Below are 14,601 nucleotides of genomic sequence, written 5' to 3'. Positions count from 1 at the left end.
ACAAGCCATGATCGATACAACGACAGAAACGGAAGAACCCGCCGTCACCCGCGCCTTCGTGCGGACGGCGGAAGGCGCGATGGTGGCCATGATGGCCGTGATGATCGTGCTGGTATTTGCCAATGTGGTGCTGCGCTACGCCTTCAACTCGGGCATCGCGTTTTCCGAGGAAGCCTCGCGCTTCGTCTTCATGTGGCTGACCCTGACCGGCGCGCTGCTGGTGATGCGCGACAAGGCCCACCTCGGCATGTCCACCGTGGTGTCACGGCTCGGCGAGCCCGGCCAGCGACTGTGCCGCTTCCTCTCCGACCTGGGTGCGCTGGCCTGCTGCCTGCTGCTCGCCAACGGCGCGTGGAAGCTGGTGGTGATCGGCATGGACGACATGGCCCCGGTAACGGGCGTGCCCATCGGCCTGGTGTACGCCTGCCTGCTGTTCAGCAGCGTGGGCATGGCCGGGCTGCTGGCGCACTCGCTGTGGCGCCTGCTCAGCGGGCGCATGCCCAGCGCGGAACTGGTGCCGGAATCCGGCGCTAGCGGCGAATGACCCCCTGGAGACTGTCATGACCATCGTTGTATTCGTCGGCTCGCTGCTCGGCGCCATGGCGCTCGGCATGCCGATCGCATTCTCACTGCTCGTCTCCGGCATCGCGCTGATGATGCACCTGGGCAACTTCGACACGCAGATCATCGCGCAGAACATGCTCGAAGGCGTGAACAACTATCCGCTCATGGCGGTGCCGTTCTTCATGCTGGCCGGCGAGCTGATGAACGCGGGCGGGCTGTCCACCCGCATCGTCAAGGTGGCGGAAGCCGCCGTGGGCCATGTGCGCGGCGGGCTCGGCTATGTCGCGATCATCGCCGCCACCGTGGTGGCCAGCATCTCCGGCTCGGCGGTGGCGGACACCGCCGCGGTGGCGGCCCTGCTGATCCCGATGATGCGCAAGGCCGGCTATAACGTGCCGCGCTCGGCCGGCCTGATCGCGGCGGGCGGGATCATCGCGCCGGTGATTCCGCCGTCGATCGCCATCGTGGTGTTCGGCGTGGTGGCGCAGGTATCGATCACCAAGCTGTTCCTGGCCGGCATCGCGCCCGGCGCCATGATGGCGCTGACGCTGACCGCCACGTGGTACGTCTGCGCGCGCAAGGACAAGGCGGCCGCCGCCACGCAGCGCTTCGAGCTGCGCCGCCTGCTGCGCGCGCTGATGGATGGGGTGTGGGCGCTGGTGCTGCCGGTGGTGATCATCGGCGGCATGAAGATCGGGGCCTTCACGCCCACCGAGGCGGCCGTCGTGGCGGTGGTCTACGCCATGGCGGTGGGCCGCTTCGTGTACGGCGAACTGGACCTGCGCGCGCTGCCGCGGCTGATCGTCACCGCCACCAAGACCTCCAGCACCGTGCTGTTCCTGGTGGCCTGCGCGCTGGTCTCGGCGTGGCTGATCACCATCGCCAATATCCCGGCGCAGGTGACCGCGCTGCTCGATCCTTTCATCGACAACAAGATCCTGCTGATGTTCGTGATCATGGTGCTGGTGATCATCGTCGGCACGGCGCTGGATCTCATGCCGACCGTGTTGATCATGACGCCGATCCTGATGCCGGTGATCACCAAGGCCGGCATCGACCCGGTGTACTTCGGCGTGATGTTCATCCTCAACAACGCCATCGGGCTGCTGACCCCGCCGGTGGGCACCGTGCTCAACGTGGTGGCGGGGACGTCGCGCGCCAGCCTGGACAGCGTGATCTCGGGCGTGTGGCCGTTCCTGCTGTCGCTGACGACGCTGATGTTCCTGTTCGTGCTGTTCCCGCAGCTCATCCTGGTGCCGGCGAGCTGGCTGCGCTAGGGATCTCGGCGACACGATGCCAGCGAAGGCGGCCACACAGGCGGAAACGAAGACGAATTGATCCGACACCCCGGATTCGAGACCTGACCGAAACCAACCACTTACACAACGAAGCCTTACACAACGAAGACGGAGACAGAGATGAACGAAGCCATGATCAAAGACATGAAGCAGACCGCGGGCAAGGCCGTGGACAAAACCATGGACAAGGCCGCGGCGCCGGCCCCGCTTGGGCGCCGCCTCGCACGGCTCGGCAAGGCCCTCGCGGCCGGTGGCGTCATTGCGCTTGGCCTGGCGGCCGCGCCCGCCAGCGCCCAGTCGAGCGAATGCGCCGCGGCGCAAGCCACGGCCCAGAACCCCACCTACCCGAGCGCCAGCGTCAAGCGCTACATCAAGACCCCGACCGGCTACCTGCTGGTGCTGCGCATGGGCGACAACGTCTTCGAGCAGATCGAAGCCTTTGCCATCTGCGAACGCGTGCCCAGCGCCAGCCTCAGCGCGATCGGCTTTACCAACGTGACCTTCGGCTTCTGGGACGCGGACAAGAAAGCCTTCAACCCCAGGACCTTCCGCAACGTGGAAATGGCCAGCATCGTCGGCAGCCTGGCATGGAAGGACGGCAAGCCGTCGATCCACGCACACGGCGTCGCCGGCGACAGCAAGTTCGACACCTATGGCGGCCACATCCTGTCGATGGAGGTCGGCACCGGCTCGCTCGAGGTGACGGTCACGGTCTATCCCCAGCAGCTCGAGCGCGCCATCGATCCGCGCATCGGGGCCAATGTGCTGGGGCTGTAGCCAGTTGAAACGGAGCTGGCCGGGCGCCCGTCCGGGCCAGCTCCGGATACGCCGCGAAGGCCATATTCATCAGCTATCGCCGCGGCCTCGCCCTGCTCCGTGACCGTGGGCGCCGGTGGCCCCACCGGGGCCTCTATTGCGCCTGTGGCGGACCGCCTTCGCTGGCCGTCCCGCCATTCTGCGCCGGCGCCAGCACGGCGGCAGGCAAACCCGGCGCGGGCGCGGCTGCCGGCGCACTTGCCGGCGGCGCCGCGGGCAAGCCGGCCGACGCCGGTGCCGGCACCGCCGCCGAGGCATCTCCCGCATACGGCAGGCCGCCATCGCCGGCTGACGGCGCGGCGGCTGCCACGCTGGCATCACTGGCCGCCGGCGTGGCTTCGGCGGCAACAGTGGGGCGCGGCGCGCGGCGCGGCGGCGGCGGCGGTGCCGCGGGCTTGGGCGCCGCGCCGAACAGGCGCTGGTACCAGCCGCGCACGGTGCCGGTGAGCGTGTCCCAGAATCCCGTCTGCTCCTGTTCGACGAAGCGCACGTTGGCGTCGATCACGCGGGCGCGCAGCGAGCGCTGGAAGAAATCGCCCACCATGGGCAGTGCGCTGTGCGCGCCCTGCCCCCAGTAGTCGCTGCGCAGCGTCACGCGGCTGTCGTTGAAGCCGACCCAGGCGCCCGCCACCAGTTGCGGGTGCATCAGGATGAACCAGCCGTCGGCGTTGTCCTGCGTGGTGCCGGTCTTGCCCGCCACGTCGGCGCGGATGCCAAAGCGCGTGCGGATGCTGCTGCCGGTGCCGCGATCGATCACGCCGCGCATGACATCGAGCAGCGTCTGCACGGTGGCGACCGGCAGCGCCTGCTCGGGCGAAGCGTGGCGGAAGGTCTCGAGCACTTCGCCCTTGCGGTCTTCGATGCGGGTGACCATCACCGGCTCTAGATAGGCGCCCTGGTTGGCGATGGTGCCGTAGGCCGCGACCATTTCCTTGAGCGTGACGGGGCTGGTACCGAGCGCCAGCGACGGCACGGTTTCGAGCCGGCTTTGCCGCACGCCCATGGCGCGCGCGAGCCTGGCCACCTTGTCCGGCCCGACGGTCTGCATCAGTTGCGCGGTGATGGTGTTCTTGGAGTACACCAGGCCGTCGCGCAGGCTCATGGCGCGCCCGCTCGGCGGGCCGTCGTCGGAGGGCCGCCACACTTCGCCGCCGGCCAGCGGGATTGCCACGGCCTGGTCGACAAAGGTGTCGTCGGGGCTGGCGCCCTGCTGGAAGGCTGCGCCGTAGACGAAGGGCTTGAAGGTGGAGCCCGGCTGGCGCTGGGCCTGCTGCACGTGGTCGAAGGCGTCCTGGCTGAAATCGCGGCTGCCCACCCAGGCCTTGATCTCGCCGCTGCGCGGGTCCAGCGCCAGGAAACCGGCCTGGACGCGGGTCTTGGTCTGGCGCAGCGCCTGCATGAACGCGCTGTCCGCCAACAGGGTCTTCATGGCCGCGTCGGCGGGCTGCCCGGCCTCGCGCGCGGCGCGGTATTCCGGCGTTTCGCGCACGAAGGCCTGCACCAGCTCGCGGTTGGCGGCCCAGCCCGAGCGGGGCGCCCAGGCGGCATCGGCGATGCCCTGCAGCTGGTTGCCCTGGCGCGTCACGGCCTGGCTGGCCAGCGCCTGCAGGCGCGAATCGATGGTGGTGCGCACCACCAGCCCGTCGGTATAGATGTTGTAGTCGTTGCGGTCGGCCCAGTTGATCAGCCATTTGCGCAGCTGCTGGGCGAAGTGCGGGGCCGGGCCGGGCGGCTCGGTCTGCCGTTCGAAATCGATGCGCAGCGGCCGCTTCTTCAGCTGCTCGAACCGGGCCGGCTCCAGCTTCTCGTACTTGACCATCTGCGCCAGCACGATATTGCGCCGCTGCAGCGCCCGCTCGGGATTGATGACCGGGTTGTAGTAGCTATTGCCCTTGAGCATGCCGATCAGCGTGGCGCTTTCCAGCACGTCGAGCTTGCCCGCCGACTTGTCGAAATACGTGCGCGCCGCCATCTCGATGCCGTAGGCGTTGTAGAGAAACGGCACGGTGTTGAGATAGGTCTCGAGGATCTCGTCCTTGGTATAGAGGGCTTCGATCTTCAGCGCGGTGACGGCTTCCTTGAGCTTGCGCGTGAGCGTGGGGGCACGGCCGATCTCGTCGGGATAGAGATTGCGCGCGAGCTGCTGGGTGATGGTGGAGCCGCCCTGGCGGTCGCCGGAGAACGTGTGCAGCGCGGCCGAGCCGAGCCGCCGCCAGTCCAGCCCGAAATGCTGGTAGAAGCGATGATCCTCGGTGGCGATCAGCGCGGTGGTCACATTGGGCGAGATATCGGCCAGGCGGACCCATTCGCGGTTGGCCCACCGGTACACGGCCAGCTCCTTGCCATCGGCGGACAGCACCTGCGCGGGCTGGTCGGACTTGGCCTTGCGGATATCGCTGATGCCCGGCGTGAACGGCACCAGCACCAGCACGTACAACAGGAACAGCAGCGGCACGGCGGCAATTGCCTTGAGCACGCCGCGCCGCGTGGGGCGGCGCAGTCGGGCAAGGCGCTCGGCGGCAAAGGTTTTGATCTGGTCCGGATTCATGAAGCAAGCAGCATTGGACGGCGGCGCGGCCCGGCGCGCGGCCGGCCCGCCGTCAATGGAAAGGCCTGCATCCTACCAAAAACGCATGGCGCCGCAGCGGCGTGGCGTTGGCGGCGCATGGCGCCGGCGTGCCGCTCAGTCGAAACGATGATCGAGCAGCACCAGGCTTTCGTCCACCTTGTCCCAGCGCGCCACGTAGCTGGCATCGAAGCGCACCACGCGCTTGAGCTCGGGCGCATACCACGCCACCGCCGTGTAGGGCACCGAACTTTGCGAGCCGCCGCCGGAGAAACCGTAGAAGGGGCGCATCACGTACCCCTTGTAATCAATGCGCAGCACGCGGAAGCTGCCCGCGGGCACGGTGATGGTGGACTCGCCGGTGGCTTCGCCGCTGAGCTCCGTGGGCAGGTCGGTGCCGGGCTGCTTGTAGCTGTACTTCCAGCGCATGCCCGGCTTGACGTTCTCCGGCACCCAGCCGCGCGGCGGCGAGACGGCATCGAAGTCGCCGCCGGCAGGCGTGGCGATCTCGACGCGGCCATCCCGGCTCTCGATGCGCGCGCCCTGGTTGAAGCTCACGCGCTCGGCCTCGACCTTGTCGACGCGGTAGACCACCGGGCGGCGCTTGTGGGTCAGCTTGTCGACCAGCTCGTAGCGCCAGACCTCGCCCACCGCCGGCGACTRTTTCCCGGCTGCGATCCCACCTGCCTCGTCGGTGGCAACGGGAGCCGCGGCTGCGGGCGCGGGTGCGGCTGCCGGCGCCAGCAGCGATGGCTTGTAGCTGGCCATCGCCGCCGTGCCGCGTTCCCTGGCTGCCGCGATCCAGTTCGCGGGCACAGCCTTGAGCAGCTTGTCGCCCGCATCGGCGCGTCCCGCCAGCACGCCCACCAGCCGGCCGCTGTCGTCGAAGACGCCGCCGCCGCTGGCCGCGCTCGGCATCTGCACCGTGATCTCGATGCGGTCCAGCTTGCCGTCCGCGCCGGCGCGCAGGCCCGCCACGCTGCCTTCCTGCAGCGCGACGCCCGCGGCTTCCGGGCTGGCGGCGGCCACGATCTTCTGGCCGAAGGATGGCGCCGCCGCGGCGGTTATGACCACCGCCGGCGCGCTGAAATTGGCCACGCGCAGCAGGCACAGGTCGCGCTCGACGTCGGGCGCTTCCAGCGTGGCGTCATAGCTCACGTTGTCGCGCCGCACGGCGATGCCGCTCGCGCCGGCCAGCACGTGGCAGGCCGTGACGAGCTGCCCGCGGCCCCGACCACTACGGCCGAGCCCGAAGACAGCGGCGCGTTGTTCTGGCCCATCGTGCGCACGCCGTAGACGCTGGGCGTGATCTTGGCGAGCAGCTGTGCGCTGTCGAGCGCGTGGGCGCTGGCGGCGGCGAGTGCAAAGGCCGCGGGAAACGCGGACAGCACGGTACGGCGCATGCGGTGCGATGGCGTGGTCATAGGGTGGGACTGGAAGTGGAAAGCAGGGATACCCGGATGCGGGAAAGCCGGGATGCACGGACAGGGAGCGTGGCGATTGCCTCGGCGCGGCCGCATCGGACAGCGTGCGGCTGCAACCGGGCGCCGCACCGCTGCGCCTGCAAGGCAGCCGCAAGCCCGGCCGGCAAGCCCTGTGATTCCCATCCCTGTAACCCCGCCCGTTCTTGTTGTCTGTCTTCGTTGTGGCCGTATTCTGCAGTGGCCATGCGGATTGGACAAGGGCGCGGTGCCGGCGGCCTTCAGCCGCCCTGTTGCTCCCGCGCATCCGCGAACGCGGCTTCGGCGCGCTGCCGGAGATAATCGCGCAGGTCGGCCGGCCACAAGGCGACCAGTTCGTCGAAGCGCGCGCGCTCTCCCGCGAACAAGGCACGTGCCACCTCTTCGAAGTTGGCGCCGCCGCCGGCCGCCGCCGCCATGAAGCGGTAGCTTGCCTCCTGCGCCCTGCGGATACGGTCCTTGCCCGCGCCGGCCCTGCGCGCGTCCTCCACCAGCTTGCGCAGCGCCACCGACGCCCCGCCGGGTTGCGCGGCAAGCCAGTCCCAGTGGCGCGGCAGCAGCGTGACCTCGCGCGCCACCACGCCCAGCCGCGGCCGGCCGGGACCGCGCGGCGTTTCGGCTTCGGGCGCCTGCTGCGCGTCGGGGAAGGGCGCGGCCTGCTCCATGGCGGCGATGCGCGCGGCCACCTCGTCGGCCGTGCCGCGGAAATCGACCTCCACCTGATGGCAGTCGTCATCGCCGAAGATCAGCACGCCGGCGACGGGCTCGTCGGCAAAGCGCTCCCTGACCTGCCGCGCCACCAGCGCGAGCGCGCCCGCGGCGATGCGCCTGCTGCCTTCGAAGGCGGTGTATTGCGCTGGCTGGATCTCACTCATGACGGTCTGGCGTTGCCGCGAAAGATGAACAATGACGCCGATAATACCCGGGTAAAATAGCCCAGTCAATATTACCCGGGTAAAAATGCGGCGGCCCGTCCGGGACCGGCGGACGAAACATCACAGGCGGCGGAGCGCCCGCTGTGGCCTTACCTATACTGGAAGCCTCGGTCCTGGCGCCGGCTTGCATCCCGGAGCCCGCCGCGAGGCCACGTAACCGAAGACCTGAAGATCCGCTGGGGGGACTGCCATGCAACGTTCCATCGTCGTCGCGCTCTTGCTGCCGCTTATGCTGGCCGGTTGCATATCGTTCAGCAGCAGCGACCCCAATCCGCCCAACAAGACGCCCGTGGTAGTGCCGCCGCCCGGCTCCTCCGTCTACTGCAGCCCCGCGCCCTGCTAACGGCGCGCGGCCGGCTACGGCGCGTCCCTGCCCTGCGCGGCAGCGGCTGCGCGCGCCTGCCGCATGATGCCGCCCGCGAATAACGCGCCGCCCACGGGCAACCCGGCGGACCGCAAGGCGTCCGCCGTCCACGTATTGCAGGTATAGAGGCCGTCGTAGGAGCCGGTCGCGCCGAAGAACAGGCTGCCCGGATAGGGCCCCTGGCCGAGCCTCACAGGCAAGCCCGCGCCGTCCTTCTCCACCGCATCGCGCAGATAGCCGCGCAGGCCCCGCAGGCCGGCTTCGTCCACCCCGAGGCTGACCACGTCGCCGGCGCCGAACGCGGCCGCCGGCGTGTCGCGCAGCACCGTCATCAACAGCGCGCCCGGGCCCGGGAACATGGCCGAGAACATCGCTGTCCAGCTATGGTCGTGCGTGATGACGTAGCGCCGGTCGCCAAAGCCGAAGCAGAGGAAGCGCGCGCCATCGAAACCCCGCGCCAGCGCGCCCACCCACTCGCCGGCATCCTCGCTGCGCAGGCAGATATCGGTATGCCAGCCGCGCGCCACCACGGCGATGGCGGTAACGGCCGGACCCGGCGGCTTGCCCGCGGGCGCGGGCGTGGTGGCGCAGCCGGCCAGCACGAACGGCAAGAGCAGCGCCGCGGCGCGGGCCGGGATACTTGATCGGGGGCAGGGCAAGGGCGGATACCGGGACTCACTGGATCCGCGCCGCGGCGTGCGGCGAGGAAATCGCACTCTTGATGGTAGGCGACGGCCGGCGTGGCGCCGGCCGCATAGACGCGCAAGCGCACAAAACCGGCACCGCGCGTGACGCGCACTGCCTTTGGCCGCGCTGCTGTGTGCTCGCCGCCAGTTGCCGGCAGCGATATTCAAAATAATTCAACAACTTATTGATTTTGCGGCCACTCGCGCGCGCTCGCACTGCCTAAACTTGCTTTCACAGGCAGGCACTGAAGCCAACCAAAGCAAGACTCCCAAGATTCAAAATTTCGCAATCATCGAGGAAAACATCATGCACGCCACCGCCACCCAGCTCGCCATCGTCTACCACAGCGGCTACGGCCACACCGCCAGGCAAGCGCAGGCCGTCGCCCGCGGCGCCGCCAGCGTGGACGGCGTGGAAAGCCTGCTGATCAGCGTCGACGAGATCGATCAGCACTGGGACACGCTGGAAAACGTCGACGGCATCATCTTCGGCGCGCCCACCTACATGGGCAGCGCGTCGGCGCAGTTCAAGGGCTTCATGGATGCCACCTCGCGCAACGTCTTCGCCAAGGGCGGCAAGTGGGCCAACAAGGTGGCGGCAGGCTTCACCAACGCCGCCTCGCGCTCCGGCGACAAGCTGGCCACCCTGCAGCAGATGGCGATCTTCGCCGCGCAGCACGGCATGCACTGGGTGAACCTGGGCCTGCCCCCGGGCCACAACAACTCCAAGTCGACCGAAGACTCGCTGAACCGCCACGGCTTCTTCCTGGGCGCGGCCGCGCAATCGAACGCCGATGAAAGCGCCGAGGTGGTGCCGCCGCTGGCCGATCTGCGCACCGCCGAACACCTGGGCGCGCGCGTGGCCGAAGTCGCGCACCAGCTGGCCGCCGGGCGCCGCGCGCTGGCTACGCTCAAGCAGGCGGCCTGAGGCCGGGCAAGCCCGGCTGCCCCGCATCCGGGGCAGCTGGCCCGAGGCAACCATGCAACGACGCAGCCGCGAGGCTGCGTCATCGCATTTCAGCGCACCAGGAAGCCCGCGCCGACCGGGTCGTCGCGGTCGATCATCCAGCGCGCCGTGCCCAGGATGCTGGCGGTGCCCTTGACGGTCGGGCGCACCGCGCGCGTGCCGTTCAGGTCCACCTCGCCCAGCAGGCAGCCTTCGAAGGTACCGCTGCCCAGCAGCCCTTCGGACAGGATGGGCTGGTTCAGGCCCAGCTTCCCGCGCGCCTCGAACATCGCCATCATGGCGCTGGTGCCGGTGCCGCCGGGCGAGCGGTCGAGCTGCCCCGCGCTGAACACGTGCACGTTCTTGTAGAACGCGCCCTCGATGGTGGGCTGGTGCCAGAACGTGATGAAGTTCAGGTTGTTGATATGCGCCTCGGTCGGATGCTGGATGCGCATCTGCTGCCTGATCTGGTCGCGCACCATCACGCCGAGCCGCGACAGCTCACTGCCGTTGTCCGGCGAGATGCGCAGCGCGCAATCGCTCAGGTCGACGATGCCGAAGTAGTTGCCGCCCCACACCAGGTCGGCCTTGAGGTCGCCGTAGCCGGGCAGATGCACCGGGATATCGCGCGCGGCAACGTAGGCCGGCACGTTCTCGAAGCGCGTCCACAGCACGTTGTCGCCTTCGGAGGCCACTTCCGAGACCACCAGGCCCGCGGTGGTCTCGAAGCGGATGCGGGTCATGCCGTTGCTGCCTCGCGGCACCAGGCCCAGCGCCACCATCGCCATGCTCACGGCAATCGTGCCATGGCCGCACATATGCGAATACTCGGTGCCGTCGATGTAGATCAGGCCGGCATCGTATTCCGGGCTGGACGGCGGCGTGAGGAACACCCCGAACATGTCCTTGTGGCCACGCGGCTCGCGCATCAGCGCCATGCGCAGCCAGTCATAGTGCTGCTCCAGAAAGGCGCGCTTCTCCAGGATGGTGGACCCGGGGGGATAGGGAATCCCGCTGTGCACGATGCAAAGCGGCTCCCCTTCGGTGTGGGTGTAGATGACGTCGAACGCGTCTTGCTTGCGCATGGCTGGAGCTCCTTGCTGAAGGGTTGCGGAGTGGGTCATTTGCGGTCGGACAGCATGTCCAGGCCGATGGTCAAATCGAGGATCGCGATGGCCACCACGGCCACCACGATGGTCGCGCCCGAGACTGCGGCGATGGTCGGGTCGATGGTGTACTGCACGTAGTTGAAGAGCTTGACCGGGATTGTGTTGAGGTCCGCCGTGGTGTTGAAGATGGACAGCTCGACATTGATCCACGAGGAAATGAAGGCAAAGATGGCGCCCGTGACGATGCCCGGGCGGATCTGCGGCAGCACCACCAGGAAGAACGTGGTCCAGGGATTGGCGCCGAGGTCGTAGGACGCTTCTTCCAGCGCGCGCTGCTCGGGCGTCATCAGCGACAGCGTCGACCTCAGCACGAAGGGCGCGATGATGACGGTGTGCCCGATCAGCAGGGACAGGAAGCTGCGCGTGAGGCCGAAATAGCCGCCGAACTGCAGCAGCGCCGCGCCCAGCACGATGTGCGGCAGCACCAGCGGCGACATCAGCACGGCCGCGATGGCGCGCTTGCCGGGAAAGTCATGGCGCCCCAACGCCAGTGCCGCGGGCACGGTCAGCAGCAGCGCGCCGAGCGTGGCGGCCAGCGCGAGCGCCGTGCTGGTCGAGAACGCCGACACGTAGCTCGGATCGGACAGCATCGTGCGGTACCACTGCAGCGTCCAGCCCTGCGGCGGGAAGGCGAGGAAAGAGGAGGCCGTCAGCGAGCTGCCCAGGATCACCGCCAGCGGCAGCACCAGGTAGGCGAGCACGGCCCACGACACCAGCCGGATCAGGGTCCTGGCGATCATCGCCCACCTCCGCGGATTTCCCCGGCGCGGCCGGCAAGCGCGACCATGGCGAGGGTGAAGACCAGCAGGACGATGCTGAGCGCGCCGCCGTAGTGGACATCGAAGGTCGAGCTGTATTGCTGGAAGATCAGCATGGAGAGCACCGAGATGCGGCCGCCGGACAGCAGCGCCGGCGTGACGTAGGCGCTGACCGCCAGCGTGAAGACCATGATCGCGCCGGCCACCACGCCCGGCAGCGTGAGCGGGAAGGTGACATGGCGGAAGGTCGCGGCGGGGCCTGCGCCGAGGTCCGCCGAGGCCTGTTCGCAGCCGGGATCGACCCGCGCCAGCGCGTTGCCCACCGCCAGCACCACGAACGGCAGCAGCACATAGACCATGCCGATGATGATGCCGAGCTCGGTGCCGAGAAAACGCACCGGACGCTCCGCCAGGCCCGTCGCCAGCAGGCTCTGGTTGACCAGCCCGTTGCGCCCGAGCAGCACCATCCAGCCAAATGAACGCACGATATTGCTGGTGAACATCGGCACCACCAGCAGGATCACGCACACCCGGCGCCACGCACGCCAGCGCACCATGCGCACCAGGTACCAGGCCAGCGGATAGCCCAGCGCGACGCAGGCAAGCGTGGTCACGCAGGCAATGCGGAAGGTGACCAGGATCACGTCCCAGTGGTAGCTGTCCGCCAGCACGCGCACATAGTTGGCCAGCGTCCAGGCGTGAGGCTCGCCACTGGCAAGGCTCGCGGTCAGCACCACGGCCAGGGGCGCAAGGAAGAATGCCGCGAAGAACGCCAGCGGCGCCGCCAGCATCAGCCCGAGCATCGCGTGCGGGTGCCTCATGCCGGCTCCCCGATCAGATGCAGGTGCGCGGGATGAAAGCCCAGCCGCACCTCGCCGCCCGGGCGCAGGCCCGCGGCGGGCAAGCCCGCTGCGCGCGCCACCATGAGATGCCCGCCCACATCGGCGCGGATCATGGTGTGGCTGCCCACGCTGGCGACATCGGCCAGCACGCCGGACCAGGCGCACAGTTGCGCATCGCCGGCGCCGGTGCCGTCCAGCAATTGCAGATGCTCGGGGCGCAGCACGGCCACGCCGCGCGGCGCCATGCCCGGCTGCATGGCGGGCACGGTGCGCCCGGCCACGGCAAGCCGGATCTCCTGGCTGCCGGAGGCCTCGTAGCCGATCAGGTTGGCGTCGCCGATGAACTCGGCGACGAAGCGCGTGGCGGGCGCGCGGTAGATCTCGGTGCCGGCGCCGATCTGCTCGATGCGCCCCGCGTGCATGACCACGATGCGGTCGGCCATGGTCATGGCTTCTTCCTGGTCATGCGTGACGAACACGAAGGCGATGCCCAGCTTTTCCTGGAGCTGCTTGAGCTCCAGCTGCATATGCTTGCGCAGCTTCATGTCCAGCGCGGAGAGCGGCTCGTCGAGCAGCAGCAGCTTGGGCCGGTTGACGATGGCGCGCGCCAGCGCCACGCGTTGCTGCTGCCCGCCGGACATCTCGCGCGGATAGCGCTCGCCGAGCGCCGCCAGGCCCACCATCTCCAGGGCCTGCATGGCGCGCGTGCGCGCCTCGGCGCGCGGCGCGCCCTGGCGGCGCGGGCCGTAGGCCACGTTGTCCAGCACGCTCATGTGCGGGAACAGCGCATAGTTCTGGAACACCGTGTTGAGCGGGCGCCGGTAAGGCGGCAGCTGCGTGACGTCCTGGCCATCGATCAGGATGCGCCCGCTGTCCGGCGCCAGGAAGCCCGCGATGGAGCGCAGCAGCGTGGTCTTGCCGCAGCCGCTGGGGCCCAGCAGGGCGACGAACTCGCCCTGCCGGATATCCAGGCGGATATGGTCCAGCGCCGTATAGGCGCCGAAGCGCTTGCAGACGGCATCGATGCTCAGCAGATCAGACATCACTCGCTCCCACCCTAGCGCTTGCGCGCGACCTGCCGGTTCCACGCATCGGTGATCTCGGCGCGCCGCGCGTTGATGACGCTCCAGTCGAACAGGCTCAGGCTGTCCACCGAACCGTTGACGCCCCACGGCAGCTTGCGCGCCACGTCGGCCGGTACCGTGACGCCCTGCACGGCCGGTCCCAGATAGAGCTTGGTCGCCAGGCAGGTAGCCGCTTGCGGCGTCAGCGCGGTGTCGATGAACTTCTCGGCGGCGACCTTGTTGCGCGAGCCCTTGACCAGGTGCAGGCGCGCATCGGTTGCCCATGCGCCCTCCTTCGGCACCACGAAGCCGATGGGCACGCCCTTGTCGATCAGGTCCCAGGCGCCTACGTTGAAATGCGCGCCGATCACGGCTTCGCCGCTCTGGAAGGCATTGGTGGCCGCGCCCGAGCTGTCGAAGAACAGGGCGGTATCGAGCGCCGCCAGCTTGGCGTAGACCGGCGCCAGGTTGGCCGCGTCCGCGCCCCACACCTTCGCCATGAACACCACGAACGGCACCCCGGACGAATTGGCCGGCGACGGCACGGCCACCGCGCCCGCGTACTCCGGCTTCCACATGTCCTTCCAGCTGGTGGGTGCCGGCCTGACCGACTTGGTGCTGTAGGTCAGTCCCAGCGAGTAGTAGCCGGAGCCCACGGCATAGCTGGTGCCGCCGTTGCGATACACAGCCTTGGGCAGCACGTTCTTCAGGTTGGGGATCGCCGCGGGATCGAGGTTGTCCAGCACGCCGGCCTGGTAGGCCAGCTCACTGATGCCGCCGTCCATCCACGCGACATCGATGGCGGGCGCGGCCTTTTGCTGCTGCAGCTTGGCCAGGGTCGTGGTGGAGGTGCCGATCTCCGGCGTCACCGCGATCCCGGTGGCCTTCGTAAATGGCTCCGCCACGCAGCTGCGGAACGCGTCGCCCCAGTTGCCGCCGTACATGGCGACGGTCAGTTTCGCCGGCTGCGCGGCCGCGCCCGGCGACCACGCCGTGGCGGTTGCCGCTGCGGCGACGGCCAGCGCGGCGCGGATGGTACGGTAGGTCTCGGATCCCATGTCATGTCCCCAGAAAGGTTCTTGCGTTGCGACCACAGATGCATGTTGCGCGTTGGCAGCCCGTCCGAGCTTGCA

Annotated in this window: 15 protein-coding genes; 5 read left to right on the top strand and 10 right to left on the bottom strand. The window is 68.8% G+C overall.

The features are described 5' to 3' along the window. Window positions 1–7: 7 nt before the first annotated feature. The 3 genes from AB4Z48_RS01490 to AB4Z48_RS01480 all read left to right on the top strand — a co-directional run bounded on the left by AB4Z48_RS01490 (window position 8) and on the right by AB4Z48_RS01480 (window position 2,639). A complete protein-coding gene (locus tag AB4Z48_RS01490; RefSeq protein WP_441612052.1) occupies window positions 8–544 on the top strand; it encodes a TRAP transporter small permease in 537 nt (178 codons plus the stop codon). 16 nt (window positions 545–560) lie between these two features. Further along, window positions 561–1,841 carry a TRAP transporter large permease gene (locus tag AB4Z48_RS01485; protein ID WP_441612051.1) on the top strand — a complete coding sequence of 427 codons (1,281 nt, stop codon included), beginning with the start codon at window positions 561–563 and terminating at the stop codon, window positions 1,839–1,841. A gap of 141 nt (window positions 1,842–1,982) precedes the next feature. Further along, a complete protein-coding gene (locus AB4Z48_RS01480) occupies window positions 1,983–2,639 on the top strand; it encodes a PPC domain-containing DNA-binding protein (RefSeq protein ID WP_441612050.1) in 657 nt (218 codons plus the stop codon). Window positions 2,640–2,772: 133 nt separating this feature from the next. On the opposite strand, the gene AB4Z48_RS01475 is transcribed toward AB4Z48_RS01480, so the two are convergent. The 4 genes from AB4Z48_RS01475 to AB4Z48_RS01460 all read right to left on the bottom strand — a co-directional run bounded on the left by AB4Z48_RS01475 (window position 2,773) and on the right by AB4Z48_RS01460 (window position 7,579). Continuing rightward, window positions 2,773–5,226, bottom strand: a complete 2,454-nt coding sequence (locus AB4Z48_RS01475; protein ID WP_441612049.1) for a penicillin-binding protein 1A — start codon at window positions 5,224–5,226, stop codon at window positions 2,773–2,775. A gap of 135 nt (window positions 5,227–5,361) precedes the next feature. Further along, window positions 5,362–6,444, bottom strand: a complete 1,083-nt coding sequence (locus AB4Z48_RS01470) for a S1 family peptidase (protein WP_441612048.1) — start codon at window positions 6,442–6,444, stop codon at window positions 5,362–5,364. Beyond that, a complete protein-coding gene (locus tag AB4Z48_RS01465; RefSeq protein WP_441612047.1) occupies window positions 6,399–6,668 on the bottom strand; it encodes a hypothetical protein in 270 nt (89 codons plus the stop codon). Before AB4Z48_RS01465 ends, AB4Z48_RS01470 begins: the two co-directional genes overlap by 46 nt. Window positions 6,669–6,946: 278 nt before the next feature. Then, window positions 6,947–7,579: a DUF2239 family protein gene (locus AB4Z48_RS01460; protein WP_441612046.1), complete on the bottom strand. Its 633-nt coding sequence runs from the start codon at window positions 7,577–7,579 to the stop codon at window positions 6,947–6,949. Window positions 7,580–7,829: 250 nt separating this feature from the next. Here AB4Z48_RS01460 and AB4Z48_RS01455 point away from each other — a divergent pair, with 250 nt between their 5' ends. Beyond that, window positions 7,830–7,982, top strand: a complete 153-nt coding sequence (locus AB4Z48_RS01455; RefSeq protein WP_441612045.1) for a hypothetical protein — start codon at window positions 7,830–7,832, stop codon at window positions 7,980–7,982. A 14-nt stretch (window positions 7,983–7,996) separates the two neighbouring features. Here the strand turns inward: AB4Z48_RS01455 and AB4Z48_RS01450 are convergent, their stop codons facing one another. Next, window positions 7,997–8,605 carry a DUF2459 domain-containing protein gene (locus AB4Z48_RS01450; RefSeq protein WP_441612274.1) on the bottom strand — a complete coding sequence of 203 codons (609 nt, stop codon included), beginning with the start codon at window positions 8,603–8,605 and terminating at the stop codon, window positions 7,997–7,999. A gap of 391 nt (window positions 8,606–8,996) precedes the next feature. Here AB4Z48_RS01450 and AB4Z48_RS01445 point away from each other — a divergent pair, with 391 nt between their 5' ends. Further along, a complete protein-coding gene (locus AB4Z48_RS01445) occupies window positions 8,997–9,617 on the top strand; it encodes a flavodoxin family protein (protein ID WP_441612044.1) in 621 nt (206 codons plus the stop codon). An 89-nt stretch (window positions 9,618–9,706) separates the two neighbouring features. Here the strand turns inward: AB4Z48_RS01445 and AB4Z48_RS01440 are convergent, their stop codons facing one another. Genes AB4Z48_RS01440 through AB4Z48_RS01420 form a run of 5 tightly spaced genes read right to left on the bottom strand, consistent with a single transcriptional unit; the run spans window position 9,707 to window position 14,526 of the window. Then, window positions 9,707–10,720 carry a proline racemase family protein gene (locus AB4Z48_RS01440; RefSeq protein ID WP_441612043.1) on the bottom strand — a complete coding sequence of 338 codons (1,014 nt, stop codon included), beginning with the start codon at window positions 10,718–10,720 and terminating at the stop codon, window positions 9,707–9,709. 35 nt (window positions 10,721–10,755) lie between these two features. Then, window positions 10,756–11,544, bottom strand: a complete 789-nt coding sequence (locus AB4Z48_RS01435; RefSeq protein WP_441612042.1) for an ABC transporter permease — start codon at window positions 11,542–11,544, stop codon at window positions 10,756–10,758. Next, entirely contained in the window at window positions 11,541–12,383 is an 843-nt protein-coding gene (locus AB4Z48_RS01430; protein WP_441612041.1) for an ABC transporter permease, read from the bottom strand. The genes AB4Z48_RS01435 and AB4Z48_RS01430 overlap by 4 nt, the downstream gene beginning before the upstream one ends. Continuing rightward, window positions 12,380–13,447: an ABC transporter ATP-binding protein gene (locus tag AB4Z48_RS01425; protein ID WP_441612040.1), complete on the bottom strand. Its 1,068-nt coding sequence runs from the start codon at window positions 13,445–13,447 to the stop codon at window positions 12,380–12,382. Before AB4Z48_RS01425 ends, AB4Z48_RS01430 begins: the two co-directional genes overlap by 4 nt. A gap of 14 nt (window positions 13,448–13,461) precedes the next feature. Then, a complete protein-coding gene (locus AB4Z48_RS01420) occupies window positions 13,462–14,526 on the bottom strand; it encodes an ABC transporter substrate-binding protein (RefSeq protein ID WP_441612039.1) in 1,065 nt (354 codons plus the stop codon). Between the last annotated feature and the right edge of the window lie 75 nt (window positions 14,527–14,601).

This window comes from Cupriavidus sp. 2TAF22, assembly GCF_052115045.1.
GTDB lineage: Bacteria > Pseudomonadota > Gammaproteobacteria > Burkholderiales > Burkholderiaceae > Cupriavidus.
Note: the sequence above shows the minus strand (reverse complement) of the source record. Positions and strands in the feature narration are given on the sequence as shown.

What these genes read in the sequence shown, in the direction of transcription:
- AB4Z48_RS01485 (WP_441612051.1), top strand. Translation starts at nt 561, where the DNA reads ATGACCATCGTTGTATTCGTCGGCTCGCTGCTCGGCGCCATGGCGCTC.
- AB4Z48_RS01460 (WP_441612046.1), bottom strand. Translation starts at nt 7,579, where the DNA reads ATGAGTGAGATCCAGCCAGCGCAATACACCGCCTTCGAAGGCAGCAGG.
- AB4Z48_RS01445 (WP_441612044.1), top strand. Translation starts at nt 8,997, where the DNA reads ATGCACGCCACCGCCACCCAGCTCGCCATCGTCTACCACAGCGGCTAC.
- AB4Z48_RS01480 (WP_441612050.1), top strand. Translation starts at nt 1,983, where the DNA reads ATGAACGAAGCCATGATCAAAGACATGAAGCAGACCGCGGGCAAGGCC.
- AB4Z48_RS01465 (WP_441612047.1), bottom strand. Translation starts at nt 6,668, where the DNA reads ATGACCACGCCATCGCACCGCATGCGCCGTACCGTGCTGTCCGCGTTT.
- AB4Z48_RS01455 (WP_441612045.1), top strand. Translation starts at nt 7,830, where the DNA reads ATGCAACGTTCCATCGTCGTCGCGCTCTTGCTGCCGCTTATGCTGGCC.
- AB4Z48_RS01490 (WP_441612052.1), top strand. Translation starts at nt 8, where the DNA reads ATGATCGATACAACGACAGAAACGGAAGAACCCGCCGTCACCCGCGCC.
- AB4Z48_RS01420 (WP_441612039.1), bottom strand. Translation starts at nt 14,526, where the DNA reads ATGGGATCCGAGACCTACCGTACCATCCGCGCCGCGCTGGCCGTCGCC.
- AB4Z48_RS01435 (WP_441612042.1), bottom strand. Translation starts at nt 11,544, where the DNA reads ATGATCGCCAGGACCCTGATCCGGCTGGTGTCGTGGGCCGTGCTCGCC.
- AB4Z48_RS01425 (WP_441612040.1), bottom strand. Translation starts at nt 13,447, where the DNA reads ATGTCTGATCTGCTGAGCATCGATGCCGTCTGCAAGCGCTTCGGCGCC.
- AB4Z48_RS01430 (WP_441612041.1), bottom strand. Translation starts at nt 12,383, where the DNA reads ATGAGGCACCCGCACGCGATGCTCGGGCTGATGCTGGCGGCGCCGCTG.
- AB4Z48_RS01475 (WP_441612049.1), bottom strand. Translation starts at nt 5,226, where the DNA reads ATGAATCCGGACCAGATCAAAACCTTTGCCGCCGAGCGCCTTGCCCGA.
- AB4Z48_RS01440 (WP_441612043.1), bottom strand. Translation starts at nt 10,720, where the DNA reads ATGCGCAAGCAAGACGCGTTCGACGTCATCTACACCCACACCGAAGGG.